Consider the following 18,687-nt stretch of genomic DNA (forward strand, 5'->3'; position numbering starts at 1 on the left):
CGGACCGATTCATCCCAGGAGGACCCGCCCATGAGCAGCAGCGACCAGAGCACCCCGCGCGGCCCGATCGACTCGTCCCGCATCCCGCGGTACGCCGGTCCCGCGACGTTCGCCCGGCTGCCGCGGCTCGACGAGGTCGGCACCGCCGACGTCGCCGTGGTCGGCATCCCCTTCGACAGCGGCGTCTCCTACCGCCCCGGCGCCCGCTTCGGCGGCAACGCGATCCGCGAGGCCTCCCGCCTGCTGCGCCCGTACAACCCGGCGCAGGACGCCTCCCCGTTCGCCCTCGCCCAGGTCGCCGACGCCGGTGACATCGCGGCCAACCCGTTCAACATCAACGAGGCCGTCGAGACGATCGAGGCCGCCGCCGACGACCTGCTCGCCACCGGCGCCCGCATGATGACCCTGGGCGGCGACCACACCGTGGCCCTGCCGCTGCTGCGCTCCGTCGCCAAGAAGCACGGCCCGGTGGCCCTGCTGCACTTCGACGCGCACCTCGACACCTGGGACACGTACTTCGGCGCCGAGTACACCCACGGCACGCCGTTCCGCCGCGCCGTCGAGGAGGGCATCCTCGACACCTCCGCCCTCTCGCACGTCGGCACCCGCGGCCCGCTCTACGGCAAGCAGGACCTCACGGACGACGAGAAGATGGGCTTCGGCATCGTCACGTCCGCGGACATCTACCGCCGCGGCGCCGACGAGGTCGCCGACCAGCTGCGCCAGCGCATCGGCGACCGCCCGCTCTACATCTCCATCGACATCGACTGCCTCGACCCGGCGCACGCCCCCGGCACCGGCACGCCGGAGGCGGGCGGCATGACCTCGCGCGAGCTCCTGGAGATCCTGCGCGGTCTCTCGTCCTGCAACCTGGTCTCGGCGGACGTGGTCGAGGTCGCCCCGGCGTACGACCACGCGGAGATCACGGCCGTGGCCGCCTCCCACACGGCGTACGAGCTGACCACGATCATGTCCCGGCAGATCGCGGCCGGGCGCGCCTCCGGCGCGGAGTGACGGCGGGGCGGTAGCGGGCCGAGGCGCGCGGCCGGGTGCGGCCCGGTGGCCGTGTTGTGCCCGCCCGTTCCGCCCTGCGGAACGATTGCCCACAACACGGCCGTCGGCGCCGCCCTCCGAAGGGACCCCCATGACCCACGACCACGACCTGGTCCTGCGACCGACCGCCGCGCAGACGGAGGCCGCCCTCAACCCGCCCCCGGGCCGCATCGGCGGTGACCTCGTCGTCGAGAGCCTCACCGGCCTCGGTGCCACGACCGTGTTCGGGCTGCCCGGGCAGCACGCGCTCGGGATGTTCGACGCGCTGCGGCGGTCCGGCCTGCGGTACGTGGGGCTGCGCGTCGAGAACAACGCGGGGTTCGCCGCCGACGCGTACGGGCGGATCACGGGCGAGGCGGCGCCGCTGCTGCTCTCCACCGGACCTGGCGCGCTGATGTCGCTCGCCGCGCTCCAGGAGGCGGCGGCCGCCTCCGCGCCGGTGCTCGCCATCGGGAGCCAGATCCCGGTCGCCGGGCTCGGCGGCGGGCGGCACGGCTATCTGCACGAGCTGCGCGACCAGCAGGCGTCGTTCCGGGACGTCGTGAAGTCTGTGCACACCGTGCGGACGCAGTCGCAGATCCCGTCCGCGATCGCCGCCGCGTGGCGGTCCGCGCTCACCGCCCCGCACGGGCCGGTGTGGGTGGAGATCCCGCAGGACGTGCTGCTCGCGGAGACGACGCTGCCGGTGGTCACGGCCATGGACGCGACGCCGGACGAGATCGCGCCGCGCCCGGAGCTGACGGCGCTCGCCGCGCATCTCCTCGCGAACGCCGAACGCCCGGTGATCATCGCGGGCGGCGGGGTGATCCGCTCCGACGCCTCGGGGAAGCTGCTCGCGCTCGCCGAGCGGATCACGGCGCCCGTCGTCACCACCTTCGGCGGCAAGGGCGCGTTCCCCTGGACGCACCCGCTGTCCCTGCAGTCCTGGCTGGAGGACCGGCACACCACGGACTTCCTGGAGGACGCGGACGTCCTGCTCGTGGTCGGCTCCGGCCTCGGCGAGCTGTCCTCGAACTACCACACCTTCGCGCCGCGCGGCCGGGTGATCCAGATCGAGGCCGACGCCGGGAAGCTGGAGTCCAACCACCCGGCCCTCGGTATCCATGCCGACGCGCGCCTCGCGCTCCAGGCTTTGTTGGAGACGGTGGCGGTACGGGAGGACGCGGGTGCCCCGGAGCGGGTGCGGGGCGTCCTGGACAAGGTCCGCTCGCGCCTCGCCGCCCAGGACCTGGCCCTGGAGCAGCAGGTCGTGGCCTCGGTCCGCGAAGCCCTTCCGGCCCGGGCCCCGAGCTTCTGGGACATGACGATCCTGGCGTACTGGGCGTGGTCCGCCTTCGACGCGCGCCACCCGAACACGATGCACTCCGCCCAGGGCGCCGGCGGCCTCGGCTACGCCTTCCCCGCCGCCCTCGGCGCCGCCGCGGCCGACCCCACCCGCCCGGTCCTCGCGGTCTCCGGCGACGGCGGCGCGATGTACTCGCTCGCGGAGCTGGCGACGGCGAAGCAGTACGGGTACGACGTGACGTGGCTGATCGTGGACGACGGCGGCTACGGCATCCTGCGCGAGTACATGACGGACGCCTTCGGCGCAGCCACGGCGACGGAACTGGCCCGCCCGGACTTCGTCGCCCTGGCGGAGTCCTTCGGCGTCCCGGGCACCCTGACCAGCCCGGAGACCCTCACCCAGGACCTCGCCGAGGCCCTGAAGACCCCGGGCCCGTCGGTGGTGGTCCTCCCGGCGCTGCTGCGGATGTTCGAGCCGACGCACCTGTGAGTCCGGAGGAGGGTCCGGAGGCAGGCACCTACGGTCGGGCATAGTCTGAGGACATATGCGAGCAAGTGAGGTGAGGCCTCATGCGTCGTCATTCCTCCTTCCTGCTGCCCGCCGGGGTAGCGATCGCCATCGTGGGCTTCCTCGCCCCCTCTGCCGAAGCCGTCAGTCCTCACTTCGTCGGGACTCCCAGCGTGACCACTTCCGGTAGCAGCCTGACGGTCAAGGGCAAGGAAGCCGGCCTCGGCAACCAGCAGTCCGTCGACATCTCGGTGACGGCCGATGCCCAGTGCGTCAACCGCGGCAACAACGAGCCGTCGGCCGAGAACAAGGAAGGCTTCGGGGCCACGCAGACGGTCCCGGTCCAGAACGGCAAGGCCAACTTCAACATCACGGTCACCGCCACGTTCCAGCCGAAGTGCAGCCCGCCGATGACCCTGGTGTGGAGCAATGTCCTGATCGCGGACACCGGCAACGACATCTCGGTGTTCCTGCCCGGTCCCTTCTAGTCCCTCCATCCCCTCCCCGGCCCGAGGTCCTAGGACCCCGGACCGGTCTTCGCCCGATCCCCGGCCCTGATTTGTTGCGGCGGGATGAAATCCCACATCAACCGTGTTGGCCCTTCCGGTAGAGCAGGACGAACGGGAGGCGCCACGTGGCGGCGGTGGGGCAGAAGCAGACGGGGGAGCGGGGCCAGAGCTGGGCCCGCAGGCTCTGGGGGTACGCCTGGCGGTACAAGGCCGACGTGGTGCTCGCACTCGGGTCGTCGCTGGCCGGCATGGCCGTGATGGCGCTCGTACCGCTCATCACCAAGGTGATCATCGACGACGTCATCGGGGACAGGACCGGGTCCCTCGGCCTGTGGACCGGACTGCTGCTCGCCTCCGCCGTCGTCGTCTACGTCCTCACCTACATCCGCCGCTACTACGGCGGACGCCTCGCCCTCGACGTCCAGCACGACCTGCGCACAGAGATGTTCGGGACGATCACCCGGCTCGACGGGCGGCGTCAGGACGAGCTGTCCACCGGGCAGGTCGTCGGGCGCGCCACCAGCGACCTTCAGCTGATCCAGGGCCTGCTCTTCATGCTCCCGATGACCATCGGGAACGTCCTCCTCTTCCTCATCTCGCTCGGCGTGATGGCCGCCCTGTCCCTGCCGCTCACCGCCGTCGCCCTCGCCGTCGCCCCCGCCCTGTGGTGGATCGCCCGCCGCAGCCGGGCCCGTCTGCACCCCGCCACCTGGTACGCGCAGCAGCAGGCCGCCACCGTCGCCGGTGTGGTCGACGGGGCCGTGACCGGCGTCCGCGTCGTGAAGGGCTTCGGGCAGGAGGCGCAGGAGACCGGCAAGATCCGCGCGGCCGGCCGGAAGCTGTTCGCGGGCCGGCTGCGCACCATCCGGCTCAACGCGAAGTACACCCCCGCCCTTCAGGCCGTCCCGGCCCTCGGGCAGGTCGCCGTGCTCGCCCTCGGCGGCTGGCTGGCCTACAAGGAGCAGATCACCCTCGGCACCTTCGTCGCCTTCTCCGCCTACCTCGCCTCCCTCGTCGGCCCGGTCCGCATGCTCGCCATGGTGCTCACCGTCGGCCAGCAGGCCCGGGCCGGTGTCGAGCGGGTCCTGGAGCTCATCGACACCGAACCGACCATGCAGGACGGCACCAAGGAGCTCCCGGCCGACGCGCCCGCGACCGTCGAGTTCGACGACGTGTCCTTCGCGTACGAGAACGCCGACGGCAAGGCGAGCCCGGTCCTGGAGGGCTTCTCGCTGGAGATCCGGCCCGGCGAGACCGTCGCCGTCGTCGGCGCCTCCGGCTCCGGCAAGTCCACCGTGTCGCTGCTCCTGCCCCGCTTCTACGACGTGACGCACGGCGCCGTCCTCGTCGGCGGCCACGACGTGCGCGAGCTGACCCTCGACTCGCTGCGCGCCGCCGTCGGCCTGGTCCCCGAGGACAGCTTCCTGTTCTCCGACACGGTCCGCGCCAACATCGCGTACGGCGTCCCCGAGGCCACCCAGGAGCAGATCGAGACGGCCGCCCGCGCCGCCCAGGCCGACCGGTTCATCGCCGAGCTGCCCGAGGGGTACGACACCAAGGTCGGCGAGCACGGCCTGACCCTCTCCGGCGGGCAGCGCCAGCGCGTCGCGCTGGCCCGGGCGATCCTCACCGATCCGCGCCTCCTCGTCCTCGACGACGCCACCTCGGCCGTCGACGCCAAGGTGGAGCACGAGATCCATGAGGCCCTGAAGGCCGTCATGGCCGGCCGCACCACCCTGCTCATCGCCCACCGCCGTTCCACCCTCGGGCTCGCCGACCGGATCGCCGTCCTCGACGGCGGCCGGCTGGCCGACATCGGCACCCACGAGGAGCTGGAGGAGCGCTCCGCGCTCTACCGCCGGCTGCTCACCGACCCCGACGAGCTGGGCGCCGTCTCGCCCGGCCACGTGCTCCCCGGCGAACTGCCCGAGGACCGCACGCTGCGGGCCGAGCTGGACGCCGAGTTCGACGCCGAGCGCGGCATCACCCCCACCCTGTGGGTGCGGGACGAGAGCGCCGAGGAGCGCGAGGCCAAGGGCGCCGGGGCCACCCCGGAGCTGCTCGCCGCCGTCGAGGCCCTGCCCCCGGCGACCGAGACCCCGGACGTCGACGAGACCCGGGCCGTCGCGCCCGAGGAGTCGTACGGCCTGCGGCGCCTGCTCCACGGCTTCGGCCTGCCGCTGCTCGTCAGCCTCGGCCTGGTCGCGGTCGACGCGGGCGCGGGCCTGCTCCTGCCGGTCCTGATCCGGCACGGCATCGACGAGGGCGTCAACCGGCTGGCCATCGGCGCCGTCTGGGCGGCGTCCGCGCTCGCCCTGGTGACGGTGTTCGTCCAGTGGATCGCGCAGACCGCCGAGACCCGGATGACCGGCCGCACCGGCGAGCGGATCCTCTACTCGCTCCGGCTGAAGATCTTCGCCCAGCTCCAGCGCCTCGGCCTGGACTACTACGAGCGCGAGCTCACCGGCCGGATCATGACCCGGATGACCACGGACGTCGACGCCCTGTCGACCTTCCTGCAGACCGGCCTGGTCACCGCCTTCGTCTCCGTCGTCACCTTCTTCGGCATCATGGGCGCGCTGCTCGTGCTCGACCTCCAGCTCGCCCTGGTCGTCTTCACGACCCTCCCGGTCCTCGCCGTCGCGACGTTCTTCTTCCGCCGCGCCAGCGTGAAGGCCTACGAGCTGGCCCGCGAGCGGATCAGCGTGGTCAACGCCGACCTCCAGGAGTCCGTGTCCGGGCTGCGGATCGTGCAGGCCTTCCGGCGCGAGCGCTCCGGCGCCGCGCGGTTCACCGAGCGCAGCAAGGACTACCGCGCCGCCCGGATCCGCGGCCAGTGGCTGATCTCGGTCTACTTCCCGTTCGTCACGCTGCTGTCCTCGGTGGCCGCCGCGGCCGTCCTGATCGTCGGTGCCCACCGCATCGAGGACCACACCCTCACCACCGGCGCGCTGGTCGCCTACCTCCTCTACATCGACCTGTTCTTCGCGCCCGTGCAGCAGCTCTCGCAGGTCTTCGACGGCTACCAGCAGGCCGCCGTCTCCCTCAAGCGGATGCAGGAACTGCTCCAGGAGCCGACCTCCACCGCCGCCGCGGGCACCCCGCTCGCCGTGCCGTCGCTGCGCGGCGAGATCGCCTTCGAGGACGTGTCCTTCGCGTACGGCGGGGGCGGCGCCGACCCCGACGAGGCGGCGCTCACCGGGATCGACCTGCGCATCCCGGCCGGGCAGACCGTCGCCTTCGTCGGCGAGACCGGCGCCGGCAAGTCCACCCTGGTCAAGCTGGTCGCCCGGTTCTACGACCCGACCGCGGGCCGGGTCACCGCCGACGGCACCGACCTGCGCGACCTCGACCTCACCGCGTACCGGCACCGGCTCGGCGTCGTCCCGCAGGAGGCGTACCTCTTCGAGGGGACGGTGCGCGACGCCATCGCGTACGGGCGCCCGGACGCCACCGACGCCGAGGTGGAGGCGGCGGCCCGCGCGGTCGGCGCCCACGACATGATCGCCACCCTCGACGGCGGCTACCTCCACGAGGTCGCCGAGCGCGGCCGGAACCTCTCGGCGGGCCAGCGCCAGCTGATAGCCCTGGCCCGCGCCGAACTCGTCGACCCCGACGTGCTGCTCCTCGACGAGGCCACCGCCGCGCTCGACCTGGCCACCGAGGCCCAGGTCAACGCGGCCACCGACCGCCTCGCCGGCCGCCGCACCACCCTGGTCGTCGCCCACCGGCTCACCACCGCGGCCCGCGCCGACCGAGTGGTGGTCATGGACCACGGCCGCGTCGCCGAGGACGGCACCCACGACGAACTCCTCGCCCTGGACGGGCAGTACGCCGCCCTCTGGCGCACCTTCATCGGCGAGGACACCGAGCCGGAACCGGCGGCGGCCGAGGCCCACTGAGGACGGGGTGCACCCCGGTTGAGTACGAACGCCCATGCCGGGCACGGCGGGGGCGCGGTTGGATCGGCGTCATGAGCGACGACCTCCTCCCGCCCCTCCCGGCGCCCCGGCCCGCCCCCACGGCGGCGCGCCGGCTGCGCACCCGCGCCCTGTGGGCCGGGCTGCTCCTGGTGCCCGCGACCGTGCTCGTCGTGATCCTCGCGCTGGCCTCGGAGAGCGGCACGGCCTGTGTGATGCGCGGGACCTGCGGCGATGTCCCCGGCTGGGCGTACCTGGCCACGCTGGCCGTGGCGGCCGTCGCCTGGATCTGGGCCCTGAGCACCCCGGACACGGCCCCGTCCGACCCGCCCGCCACCAGCCGCACGGCCGCGCTCTGGATCCTGCTCGGCGCCGAGGCGACCTTCCTCGCCCTCGTCCTCGGCCACTTCACGGGCTGACGTGCCGACCCCCGTGACGCGCCCGCAACCGAACCCGCCCCGCCCGCGTCGTAAACCTGTACGAGTGCGTGCGGGGGAACCAGAGGGAGGGGCGGACATGGGCGCGGGGGCCGTACAGAGCGCGGGGCGGCGGGTTGCGGCGTATCTCCTGACCCTGGTCACGGCCGCCGGGCTGTTCGTGCTCGCCGGGCCGCCCGCCGGGAGCGCCGAGGCCGTGTCCGTCTGCGCCGGACGGCCCGCCCGCACCGTCGGGTTCGCCACCGGCGAGCTGCGGATCTACCGCACCCGGCAGTACGCGTGCGCGGTCGCCGTCGCGAAGCGTCCCGGGCCGCTGCGGCCGATGTCCGTGTCCGTGCAGCCGCGCGGCGGCCGGGCGGCCGTGGACTCCGGGCGGTTCGGGCGGCAGGCCGGGCCGGTGACCGTACACGCGCTGAACCGCTGTGTGCGGGTGTCCGCCACCATCGACGGGCGCTCCGTGTCCACCGGCTGGATCCTCTGCTGAAGCACAGGAAACACTCCGGCGTAAGGCCCAACTAGGTCTGGCGGTCCGCACGTTCACCCCGCTAGGTTCACGGGACCGTTGTGAACCAAGGGGAGGGTGCATGCGCAAGTCGCTCAGATGGCTGCTGTCGCTCTCGGTGCTCATAGGCACCGTGGGCTCCACCGGCGTGGCCACCGCCGCGGAACCGGACATGGACAGCAGGGCCGTCGCCGAGGCGCAGAGCGCGGACATCAAGGACCGCATCCTGGCGATACCCGGGATGAGCCTGATCGAGGAGAAGCCGTACGCCGGCTACCGCTTCTTCGTCCTGAACTACGAGCAGCCGATCGACCACCGCCGCCCGTGGGCCGGCACGTTCCAGCAGCGGATCGCGATCCTGCACAAGGACACGGACCGCCCCACCGTCTTCCGCACCAGCGGCTACGGACTGAGCACCACGCCCAGTCGCACGGAGCCGACCCGGATCGTCGACGGCAACCAGGTCTCCATGGAGTACCGCTTCTTCACGCCGTCCCGGCCGCAGCCCGCCGACTGGTCGCAGCTCGACATCTGGCAGGCCGCCAGCGACCAGCACCGCATCTTCACGGCGCTGAAGACGATCTACGGCAAGAACTGGCTGTCCACCGGCGCCTCCAAGGGCGGTATGACCGCCACCTACTACGAGCGCTTCTACCCGCGCGACATGGACGGCGTGGTGGCGTACGTGGCGCCCAACGACGTGGTCAACAAGGAGGACTCGGCCTACGACCGGTTCTTCGAGACCGTCGGCACCAAGGACTGCCGCGACCGTCTGAACAGCATGCAGCGCGAGGCGCTCGTGCGCCGCGAGCCGCTGGAGAAGAAGTACGAGGCGTGGGCCAAGGAGAACGGCGCCACCTTCAACACGGTCGGCTCGCTCGACAAGGCCTACGAGGCCGTCGTCCTCGACTTCGTGTGGGGCTTCTGGCAGTACTACGGCATGGACGTCTGCGACCAGATCCCGGACGCGGCGACCGCGAGCGACGACACCGTCTACGAGACGATCGACGCCTACTCGGGCTGGTCCGCCTACACCGACCAGGGCCTGGAGTACTACACGCCGTACTACTACCAGGCGGCCACCGAGCTCGGCTCGCCCACCATCAAGCAGCCCCACCTGGCGGGCCTGACCCGCTACGGCTACCAGCCCGCCAGCAGCTTCGTGCCGAGCGACATCCCGATGACGTTCAAGCCGTGGGCCATGCGGGACGTCGACACCTGGGTCCGCCACAACGCGAACCACATGCTGTTCGTGTACGGCGGCAACGACCCGTGGGGTTCGGAGCAGTTCCGCCTCGGCAAGGGTGCCCGCGACAGCTACGTGTACGTCGCGCCGGGCGCCAACCACGGTGCCAACGTGGCCGGTCTGGTCGCGCCCGAGCAGGCCGTCGCCACCGCCCGCATCCTCGCCTGGGCCGGGGTCGACGCCCCCGCCGTCCAGGCCGCGCAGCCGCTGGCCCGCTTCGACGCCCGGATCGACAAGCCGGTCGACGAGGACGCCACCCGGGAGCACGGCCTGCGCCCGTGAGCCGGTGAGCGCGTAGAAGGACCGAGCCCGAGCCCGCACCCCGTCACGACACGGGGTGCGGGCTCGCCCGTCGTCAGCGGTACGAGAGTCCGTAGCCCACCGGGTACAGCACCTTCGCCGGGTCCGCCGCGTCCTGCACCGGGACCGGCAGCCGGCCCTGCGGGTCGGCCTGGCCCGCCAAGACCCGTACGGCGGCGCGCAGTTCGACGTCCGTCCAGGAGTAGGTGGCGAGCGTGGCCCGCTGGCCGGTGGTCCGGGCCACGTCGTACGGGTTGCGGATCGCGATCGTCACCACCGGCACCCCGGTCGCCACGAGCCGTGCGATCAGGGTCCGCTGGGTGCTGGTCGCCGTCAGGTTGTACGTGCCGGCCACGACCAGGTCCTGCCCGGCCGCCGCGGCCACCGCCTCCTCGATCTTCGCCGCGGTCGGCGCGGTCCCGGTCGACAGGGCCGTGGCCGTGAAGCCGAGTCCGGTCAGGGCGCCGGCCAGGGTGGTGGTGGGCGGGCCGGTGGTGCCGGACGGCGAGGCCGGGTCGGCGCCCACGACCAGGACCCTGGGGTGGCTGAGCCGGCTGACCGGCAGGAAGCCGCCCTCGTTGACGAGCAGTGTCGTGGTGCGCTCGGCGATCCGGTCGGCGTGCGCCAGGTGCGCGGCGGTGCCGACCGTACGGTCGACGTCCGCGTCGCTGACGTAGGGGTCCTTGAACAGCCCCAGCTTGGACTTGAGCCGCAGGATCCGCAGGATCGATTCGTCGAGCCGGGCCTCGGTCAGCTCGCCGTTCTTCACGGCCTGCAGGACCGCGTTCCAGGCGATCGACAGGTCCGGCGGGTTGAGCAGTTGGTCCACGCCCGCCTTCAGCGCGAGGACGGGGACGCGCTCGTCGCCGTACTTGGTCCGCACGCCCTCCATGCCGAGCGCGTCGGTGACCACCACGCCGTCGTAGCCGAGCTGCTCGCGGAGGATGCCGGTGAGGATCGGCCGGGACAGCGTCGCCGGGTCCTCGCTCGGGTCGAGCGCGGGCACCACGATGTGCGCGGTCATGATCGAGTCGATGCCGGCGGCGATCGCCGCGCGGAACGGCGGCGCGTCGAGCGCGGTCCACTGCTCGCGGGTGTGGGTGATGGTCGGCAGGCCGTAGTGGCTGTCGGTGGCCGTGTCGCCGTGCCCCGGGAAGTGCTTGGAGGTCGCCGCGACCCCGCCCTGCTGGTAGCCCTTGACCTGGGCGGAGACCATCGCCGCCACCGCCTCGGGGTCCGCACCGAAGGAGCGGACCCCGATGACCGGGTTGGCCGGGTTGACGTTGACGTCGGCGACGGGCGCGTAGTTCTGCCGGATGCCGACGGCCGCCAGCTCGGCGCCCGCGATCTGCGCGGCCTTGCGGGCGTCGGCGTGCGAACCGCCCGCGCCGAGCGCCATCGCGCCGGGCATCAGGGTGGCCGGCGCGCCGACCCGGCAGACGACGCCGTGCTCCTGGTCGGTGGAGATGAGCAGGGGGAGCGGCGTCGCCTGGGCGAGCCCGGCGCGCTGGATGCCGTTGGACAGGTCCGCGATCTGGTGCGGGTCGCGGGTGTTGTGCGCCCAGGCGAAGTAGATGATGCCGCCGACGTGGTAACGCTCGATCAGCTCGGCGGCCGTGCGGACGCCGATCTCCTTGAGGTTGGCGTCGATGTCGGCCTGGTCGGGGGCGGTGGCGGAGTGTCCGTAGACCCGCATGACGAACAGCTGGCCGACCTTCTCCTCCAGGGACATCCCGGAGAGCAGGGCGCGCAGCCTGTCGTCGGAGAGCGGCAGGCCGGCGGAGGCCGGCTGCTCGTCGGCGTGGGCGGCGGGAACGGTCACGCCCGTGACGGCGGCGGCCGCCGCGGCCGCGGTCACGGTGAGGACGGTGCGTCTGGAGGGGGAGGAAGGGGATGAGGCGCGGTGGTGCACTGGTGCTCCTTCCGTGAAGGAAACTGCCAAGGTGCCACGGATAGCCCGAAAGTAACTGCCAGGTCAAGGATCCGCGCAGGAATCGCCCCCGCACGCCTCACGCACGCCTCACGCCCGCCTCACGCCCGCCTCGCACCAGCCCTGCGCGGGCCTCACGCCGCGGAGGCGATCGAGGGCCAGAGTTCCTGGAGCGTACGGACCGTCTCCCGGATCGCCGGGCGCCGCGCCGCACCCGTCCGCCACAGGGCGTGCAGCCGGCGCGTCGGAGCCGGGGTGAGCTGCACCGGCGTCACCTCCGGCGGCAGCGTCCCGCGGCCGAGGCGCGCGACCAGCGCGATCCCCAGATCGGCCGCGACCATGGCGACCTGGGTGTGGTTCTCCGCCGCCTGATGGGCGATCAGCGGCTCGTACCCCGTGGCCCGCAGCGTCCGTACGAGCCAGTCGTGGCACACCGTCCCCGGCGGCTGCGAGATCCACCGCTCGGCCACCAGGTCCTCCCGGCACACCGACGCGCGCGCCGCCAGCGGATGGTCCCGGTGGACGAGGATGTCGCACAGGTCGTCGCCGATGACCACCTGCTCCACCCCCGGCGGTACGGGCAGCGGCGCGATGTCCCAGTCGTGCGCCACGGCCAGGTCGATCGCGCCCCGCGCCACCAGGTCGATCGACACGTGCGGGTCCACCTCCGTGAGGCGGGCGTCGAGATCGGGGTGCTGCCGGGTCAGTTGCGCCAGGGCCCGGGGCATAAGACCGCGCGCGGCGCTCGGGAAGCAGGCGATCGCGAGGCGTCCGGCGGGCCGGCCGCGCCGCTCCTCAAGCCGTACCTCCGCCTCCTCCATGATGGCGAGCAGCTGGCTGGTCGTGGCCGCCAGCTGATGGGCCTCGTCGGTGAGGCGGATGCCCCGGCCCTGCCGTTCGAGCAGCGTGGTGCCGGTCTCCCGTTCCAGCTTGTTGATCTGCTGGGAGACCGCGGACGGGGTGTAACCGAGGGCGGTGGCGGCGGCGCCGACCGTGCCGTGCACGGCGACGGCGTGCAGCGCCCGCAGACGTACGAGATCCAGCACGCGAACCTCCCGGGAGGGCTGGATGTAGCGATGCTTCATCCAACCATGTACGGATCCGCGCTGGTGCTTCATGGTCATCGGCGGCGATCCTCGAACCATGCGCCCCGCACATATCGCCCTCGCCGCCCTGGTCGCCGCCGTCTGGGGAGTCAACTTCGTCGTCATCGAGATCGGCCTCGGCCACTTCCCCCCGCTGCTCTTCTCGGCCCTCCGCTTCCTCGTCGCCGCCCTGCCCGCCGTGTTCTTCGTGGGCCGTCCGAAGGTCGCGTGGAAGTGGATCGTGGGCGTCGGGCTCGTCCTCGGCGTCGCCAAGTTCGGCCTGCTCTTCGTCGGCATGGACCTGGGCGCCCCGGCCGGTCTGTCCTCCCTGATCCTCCAGGTCCAGGCCGTGTTCACGGCCCTCTTCGCCTTCCTCGCGCTCGGTGAGCGGCCGGGCGGCGTCAAGATGGCGGGCATGGGGATCGCCCTCGCGGGCATCGCGGTCGCGGCGGTCGACGAGGGCACCTCGGGTCCCATGATCGGCTTCGCCCTGGTGATCGGCGCGGCGGTCTGCTGGGGCGTCTCCAACACCCTGACCCGCAAGGCCGCCCCGCCGGACGCCCTCAACTTCATGGTCTGGGTCAGCACCGTGCCCGTACTGCCGCTGCTCGCGCTCTCGCTCCTCACGGAGGGCCCGGACCGGGATCTCGCGGCCCTGCGCGGACTCGACTGGACCGGCGCCGGCGTCATCGTCTACGTCGCCTGGATCACCACCATCTTCGGCTTCGGCGCCTGGGGCTGGCTCCTGCGCCGCTACCCGGCCTCGTCCGTGGCCCCGTTCTCGCTCCTCGTCCCGGTCTTCGGCATGTCGTCGTCGGCGCTGATCCTCGGGGAGGGCGTGAGCGCCCTGCGCTGGTGCGCGGCGGTGCTCCTCGTCGGAGGCGTGGCGCTGACGTCCCTGTGGAAGGGGTCGCCGGTGACGTCGCCGAAGACCGAGGAGGAGGTGGTCGAGGGAGCCTCCTCCTCGGTCCCGCTGCCTAGTGGCCGCTGAACGGCTCCTTGCTCAGCAGGTAGCCGGCGTGCAGCCGGTTACGGGCACCGATGCTCTTCATGATGTGTGAGATATGCCGTTGGCAATTGCGTAGCGAAATGCCGACGACCTGGGAAATTCTTTTGTCCGATTCCCCTTGGATGAGCAGCGAGATGATGGTGTTCTGAATCTCCGACGTGGCGGCGACCCGGTCGGCCCGCCCCTCGTCCGGCGAGAGGTCGGAGGCGAGGGTCCAGGCCCGGTCGAAGGCGTCCGCCACGAAGGAGACGATCTGCGGGTCGTGCACGATCACCGCGCCTTTCGACCCGTTGAGCAGCGGCAGGATGCCGATCTTGCGGTCGAAGATGATGCAGCGCGGGAAACCGCTGGCGAGCGTCCGCACCTGGGCGTCGCCGAGCGGGGTGACCAGCGCGACGTACGAGAGGGTGGTGGGGCTGAAGCGTGCGGTGTGCTGGTAGAGGCTGCGCATCCGTACCCCCCGGCGCAGCAGTTTGGTCGTTCGGTCCATGCTGTCGGCGAGCACCTCCTCCTCGCGCGCGCCACCGGGCTGTGAGGCCAGTGCCTCCTCGCAGCACTCCTCCGCGAAGCCGGAGATGAGCCGGCGTACGTCGGACAGCTCGGGGACGATCTCCAGCGAGCCCTCCGTGCGCTGCGGGCGGGTGTGGAGCTCCAGTTCGTCCAGGCCGCTCCTGAGCCCGTCGATCAGTGCCTGCCTGCGGTTCAGGTCCCGCTGGAGCGGGTTGAGGACCTTGACGCGGGCGAATTCGATCGGGTGCGGGAACAGGTGCCCGGCTTCCGTGCCGTCGGTGCTCAGGAGTCCCAGCTCGCGGAGTTCCCGTACGGCTTCGTCGGTCTCCCGCCGGCCCGTGCCGAGGGCGGCGGACGCCGCCTCGGCGGTGCACCCCGGCGACTCGGCGACGAAGCGATAGAGGCGGCCCGCTTGGTCGTGGAGCGGTGGCGGTGCTATGTCTGCTTTTTCTTCGGTTTCGTCCAATGTATCCCCCTGTCATGTTTTCGCCAGGTGCAACATGATCCCAGAGGGGACTGGCCCTGAAAACGCTCTCCCCGCGAGGATGTTTACGCGGCGCTGACGACCTCGACGTCCATTCGAAAAGTAGGGGGTTTCCATGGCTCGTGTTGCGAGACGCATTCTCGCTATCACGGCTCTCTCGGCTCTTTCCTTCTTTCTCGCGCAGGGCACCGCGGTCCCGGGGGGACACGATTTCCTCGCCGGGACCGGGCAGACCAATGTGACCGATGATCTCGGGTGGGGATGACCATGCCTCGTAGCAAGTCGTACAACACGTACTCCAACCTTCAGCGTCCCGAGTTCCGCAAGCGCGTGGACGAGCTCCTCCTGAAGTTCGAAGCGGACTTCTACGAGCGGAGCAAGGGCGCGGAGGGCATGCTCGAAGCGGACAAGTTCGACATGGACCTCTACAAGCGCCACAACGTCGAGACCATGATCCGGATCGGTCTCAAGCGCGCGGTGGACCCGCTGATCGCCAACTACTGGGCCTCGCGCGACCCCCAGCTCGCCAAGGAGTGGGGTCTCTACGGTGCCGAAGAGGGTCGCCACGACCGCATGTTCGCGGGCGACCTGCACAAGGTCGGGATGACGGACGAGGAGATCTACGCGATCCGTCCGACCTTCGCCACCGAGCTGCTCAACGGGTACTTCTACTACACGCTCGCCACCGAGGGCCCGCTCGCCTCGATGATCAGCGGCTTCTACCTCGAGTACATCGCCGGCAAGACCCAGCCGGACTGGCTCGACATCATGGAGCAGCACGTCGGCGCGGGCAACACCAAGGGCGCCCGGGCCCACCTCGCACTCGACATCGACGACGACCACGTCGACATGGTCTGGAACATGATCATGCGAGTGATCAAGGACGAGGACGACGAGGAGCGCTTCGTCGAGCACCTCACGAAGATCAACTCGCTCTTCGTGTCCTACTTCGTCGAGGTCTACGCCTCGACCGTGCTCGGAGCCGGCCGCGACCTGTCGCTCCTGACGCAGGCGGCCCCCGCCGCCGCGGTGCAGACCAACCTGCAGTCCCGGGCCGCCGCGGTCTGAGGTCTCCCCGGCGACAGTGCCTCGGCGGACGACGAACCGAGGGCCTGTCCGGGAACCCGCACACCCCCTGGTGACACCGGACACCGCATCAGCGCACGTACGCCCACGCTGCCCGCCGCAGCGCCGGGCGCGTGGGCCACGGTGTCCGGTGTCCCCGCGGGCTGCCCACCGTCCGGTCCAACCACAGGAAGACCCATGCGATACGAATGGCCGCGCGAACTGTCCGAGAAGGACATGCGCGAGATGATCGAGCTGATGGACGCCGTAGCGGTCAAGGAGCAGACCCTCGGCTTCTACGAGCCGCTCGGCCAGGAGAAGGGCCTGCCCTTCATGCAGGCCTTCGACGCCGAGCTGCGCAAGGGCGCGCTCGACGTCCTGACGGTCCGTGACGACGCCGACGACCGGATCGTCGGAATGGTGACCCTCGCCCGGGCACCGCTGCCGGCCCGCCGGCACATCGTCGACATGCGCCGCTGTGTCATCGCCCCCGACAGCCGGGGCCAGTTCCTCCTGGAGGGCTGGTCCGAGGCCCTGCACCACGCCCGCGACATGGGCTGCGAGGTCATCACCCTCGAAGTCCGCGACGACGGCCCGCTGGTGCTCTGGGAGCGGCTCGGCTTCCGCCCGTACGGCGTGCTGCCCGACTACGCCCGCGTCGACGGCCGCGAGCCCGTGACCGGCCACTATCTGTACGCGCGGATCGCCGACATCCTGGCCCACTTCGAGGCCACCGGCACCTGGCTGTACGAGCCGCAGAGCGAGAGCGTCGCCGTCGCGAGCTGACCCCTCGCGGGCCGGCTCCTCGCGAGCCCCGGCCCCGCACGGGCCGACCCCTCGCGGGCCAGGCCTCTCGTGCCCGTCGAAGCCGCCCTGCCGAAGGGCGGTACGCATCGCGCACAGCACCGCACCACACAGCACCCGCTCTCCCCGGACCCGTTCGCGTCCCGCGGGGCAGGCGCCGCCCTGCCGCCCCTGCCTCCGCCACCGACTCCTCGACGGCACCGGCCGCACGGCACCGGCCGCACAGCGCCGGCAGCGCAGCGCCGCACAGCGTCGGCGCGGCCCGCCGTGCCGTGACACGTCGCCGACCGTCCCCGGGTCCCCGCCGTGCGCCCTCCCGCGCCCGGCACCGCCACCATCCACGGCCACACCGAAGGGCACACCCATGTCCAAGATCGCCGTTCTCACCAACGACCTCCAGTACGAGCTCGTGGAGAAGAACCCCGAGCGCGTCGCGGCCGTCGCCGCCGCCACCCCGCACTTCGTCGCCTTCCTCGACGAGATCCGCCGCCGCGGCCACCACGTCTTCCACCTCCAGCTGGTCAACGACCCCGACGACCCGAACGCCGAGCGCTACGACGGCCACCTCCCGGTCCAGCGCGGCACCCACGGCGCCGAGATCATGACCGAGTTCCTCGCCCCCGAGGACGTCGTCATGGAGAAGAGCAAGGACTCCGGCTTCTACGAGACGGACCTGCACGACCGTCTCCAGGCCCTCGGCGTGGACACCGTGCTCATCACCGGCATGCAGACGCAGATATGCGTCCAGACCACCGCCGCCGACGCCTTCTTCCGCGGCTACAACATCTGGGTCCCCGCCGACTGCGTCGTCTCCGCCCGTCAGGAGGACAAGGACCGGGCCCTGGAGTGGCTGGCCGGCTACTGCGCCACCGTCTCCGACTCGGCCGAGGTGCTCAGCGTCCTCGACGCCGAGGGCACGCTGCCCCGCAAGAACATCAAGACCCCGTGACCACGGCCCTCCCGGCGGAAGGAACAGCCATGACCACGAGCACGGCACCCACGGCCGGCCCCACGGCCGCCGGCACGTCCAGCAGTGACGAGATCCTCCTCGACCACGGCACCGGCGCCAAACTGAGCCAGGAACTGGTCCAGTTGATCGCCGAGACCCTCGGCGACGTCTACGTCGGCATCATGGAGGACAGCGCGATCCTCCCGGTCGAGACCGGCCGGATCGCCATGACCACGGACTCCTTCGTCGTCGACCCGCCGTTCTTCGGCAACGGCGACATCGGCAAGATCTCCGTCTGCGGCACGGTCAACGACCTCGCCGTGGCGGGCGCCCGCCCCAAGTACCTCACCCTCGGCCTGATCCTGGAGACGGGCCTGCCGATCGAGCGCCTCAAGCAGGTGCTCGTGTCGATCCGCGAGACGGCCCGCGAGGCCGGCGTGCAGATCGTCGGCGGCGACACCAAGGTGGTCCGCAAGGGCGAGGCCGACCAGCTCTACATCAACACCGCGGGCGTGGGCGTCTTCGAGCGCGAGCCGCTCTCCATGACGGACGTGCGCCCCGGCGACAAGGTCATCCTCAGCGGGCCCATCGGCAACCACACCGTCCACCTGCTCTCCATCCGCGAGGGCCTGGGCTTCGAGCAGCGGGTCGGCAGCGACTGCGCGCCGCTGAACAACCTCATCGACACCGTGCTCGACCGGGTGCCGGCCGGTGCCGTCCGCTCGATGCGCGACGTCACCCGCGGCGGCCTCTGCGCGGTCCTGCACGAGTACGCGGGCAAGCTCGGGCACACCGTGCGCGTCGAGACCACCAGCCTGCCGATCCAGCACGAGACGGCCATGGCCGCCGACATGCTGGGCATCAACCCGCTGCACTGCGCCAACGAGGGCTGCCTGGCCCTCTTCGTCGAGCCGGCGGCCGAGGCCGACGTCCTGGCGGCGCTGCGCTCGCTCCCGTACGGCGAACAGGCCGTCACCATCGGCGAGATCTCCGAGGACACCGACGCCCTGGTGCTGCTGCGGGACGCCGACGGCCGGGAGACGCAGCTCGAGGAACTGCTCGGGGCCGAACTGCCCCGTCTGTGCTGAGGAC

General features: G+C 71.7%; 15 protein-coding genes. 12 read left to right on the forward strand and 3 right to left on the reverse strand.

Annotated features, from left to right (window positions below; all coding sequences use genetic code 11):
• Positions 1-30: 30 nt before the first annotated feature.
• The 7 genes from speB to AB0C73_RS16070 all read left to right on the forward strand — a co-directional run bounded on the left by speB (position 31) and on the right by AB0C73_RS16070 (position 9,741).
• A complete protein-coding gene (gene speB, locus AB0C73_RS16040) occupies positions 31-1,014 on the forward strand; it encodes an agmatinase (RefSeq protein WP_362529745.1) in 984 nt (327 codons plus the stop codon).
• A gap of 130 nt (positions 1,015-1,144) precedes the next feature.
• Entirely contained in the window at positions 1,145-2,827 is a 1,683-nt protein-coding gene (locus AB0C73_RS16045) for a thiamine pyrophosphate-binding protein (protein WP_362529748.1), read from the forward strand.
• A gap of 80 nt (positions 2,828-2,907) precedes the next feature.
• Positions 2,908-3,333, forward strand: a complete 426-nt coding sequence (locus tag AB0C73_RS16050; protein ID WP_362529749.1) for a hypothetical protein — start codon at positions 2,908-2,910, stop codon at positions 3,331-3,333.
• 146 nt (positions 3,334-3,479) lie between these two features.
• On the forward strand, positions 3,480-7,256 hold the full coding sequence (locus AB0C73_RS16055) for an ABC transporter ATP-binding protein (RefSeq protein ID WP_362529751.1): 3,777 nt from the start codon (positions 3,480-3,482) through the stop codon (positions 7,254-7,256).
• 71 nt (positions 7,257-7,327) lie between these two features.
• On the forward strand, positions 7,328-7,693 hold the full coding sequence (locus AB0C73_RS16060) for a hypothetical protein (protein WP_362529754.1): 366 nt from the start codon (positions 7,328-7,330) through the stop codon (positions 7,691-7,693).
• A gap of 97 nt (positions 7,694-7,790) precedes the next feature.
• On the forward strand, positions 7,791-8,195 hold the full coding sequence (locus tag AB0C73_RS16065) for a hypothetical protein (RefSeq protein WP_362529756.1): 405 nt from the start codon (positions 7,791-7,793) through the stop codon (positions 8,193-8,195).
• 100 nt (positions 8,196-8,295) lie between these two features.
• Positions 8,296-9,741, forward strand: coding sequence for an aminopeptidase (locus tag AB0C73_RS16070; RefSeq protein ID WP_362529757.1), 1,446 nt, complete (start codon positions 8,296-8,298; stop codon positions 9,739-9,741).
• A 73-nt stretch (positions 9,742-9,814) separates the two neighbouring features.
• Here AB0C73_RS16070 and AB0C73_RS16075 read toward each other — a convergent pair whose 3' ends face one another.
• Complete coding sequence (locus AB0C73_RS16075) at positions 9,815-11,617, reverse strand: glycoside hydrolase family 3 protein (protein WP_362529759.1); 1,803 nt, start codon at positions 11,615-11,617, stop codon at positions 9,815-9,817.
• Between the two features lie 206 nt (positions 11,618-11,823).
• Positions 11,824-12,735 carry a LysR substrate-binding domain-containing protein gene (locus AB0C73_RS16080; RefSeq protein WP_362529762.1) on the reverse strand — a complete coding sequence of 304 codons (912 nt, stop codon included), beginning with the start codon at positions 12,733-12,735 and terminating at the stop codon, positions 11,824-11,826.
• 97 nt (positions 12,736-12,832) lie between these two features.
• Between AB0C73_RS16080 and AB0C73_RS16085 the strand changes: the two genes are divergently transcribed.
• On the forward strand, positions 12,833-13,765 hold the full coding sequence (locus AB0C73_RS16085) for an EamA family transporter (RefSeq protein ID WP_362529765.1): 933 nt from the start codon (positions 12,833-12,835) through the stop codon (positions 13,763-13,765).
• Here the strand turns inward: AB0C73_RS16085 and AB0C73_RS16090 are convergent.
• Positions 13,752-14,759 carry a LuxR C-terminal-related transcriptional regulator gene (locus AB0C73_RS16090; RefSeq protein ID WP_362529768.1) on the reverse strand — a complete coding sequence of 336 codons (1,008 nt, stop codon included), beginning with the start codon at positions 14,757-14,759 and terminating at the stop codon, positions 13,752-13,754. The genes AB0C73_RS16085 and AB0C73_RS16090 overlap by 14 nt on opposite strands.
• Before the next feature lie 285 nt (positions 14,760-15,044).
• Between AB0C73_RS16090 and AB0C73_RS16095 the strand changes: the two genes are divergently transcribed.
• The 4 genes from AB0C73_RS16095 (at position 15,045) to hypE (ending at position 18,683) form a co-directional block, all read left to right on the forward strand.
• Positions 15,045-15,845: a hypothetical protein gene (locus AB0C73_RS16095; protein WP_362529771.1), complete on the forward strand. Its 801-nt coding sequence runs from the start codon at positions 15,045-15,047 to the stop codon at positions 15,843-15,845.
• A gap of 195 nt (positions 15,846-16,040) precedes the next feature.
• A complete protein-coding gene (locus AB0C73_RS16100) occupies positions 16,041-16,628 on the forward strand; it encodes a GNAT family N-acetyltransferase (RefSeq protein WP_362529774.1) in 588 nt (195 codons plus the stop codon).
• A 382-nt stretch (positions 16,629-17,010) separates the two neighbouring features.
• Complete coding sequence (locus tag AB0C73_RS16105) at positions 17,011-17,595, forward strand: isochorismatase family cysteine hydrolase (RefSeq protein ID WP_362529776.1); 585 nt, start codon at positions 17,011-17,013, stop codon at positions 17,593-17,595.
• 29 nt (positions 17,596-17,624) lie between these two features.
• Positions 17,625-18,683 carry a hydrogenase expression/formation protein HypE gene (gene hypE / locus AB0C73_RS16110; protein WP_362529779.1) on the forward strand — a complete coding sequence of 353 codons (1,059 nt, stop codon included), beginning with the start codon at positions 17,625-17,627 and terminating at the stop codon, positions 18,681-18,683.
• The last annotated feature ends 4 nt before the right edge of the window (positions 18,684-18,687 follow it).

The organism is Streptomyces sp. NPDC048623 (assembly GCF_040650755.1).
Taxonomy (GTDB): Bacteria; Actinomycetota; Actinomycetes; order Streptomycetales; family Streptomycetaceae; genus Streptomyces.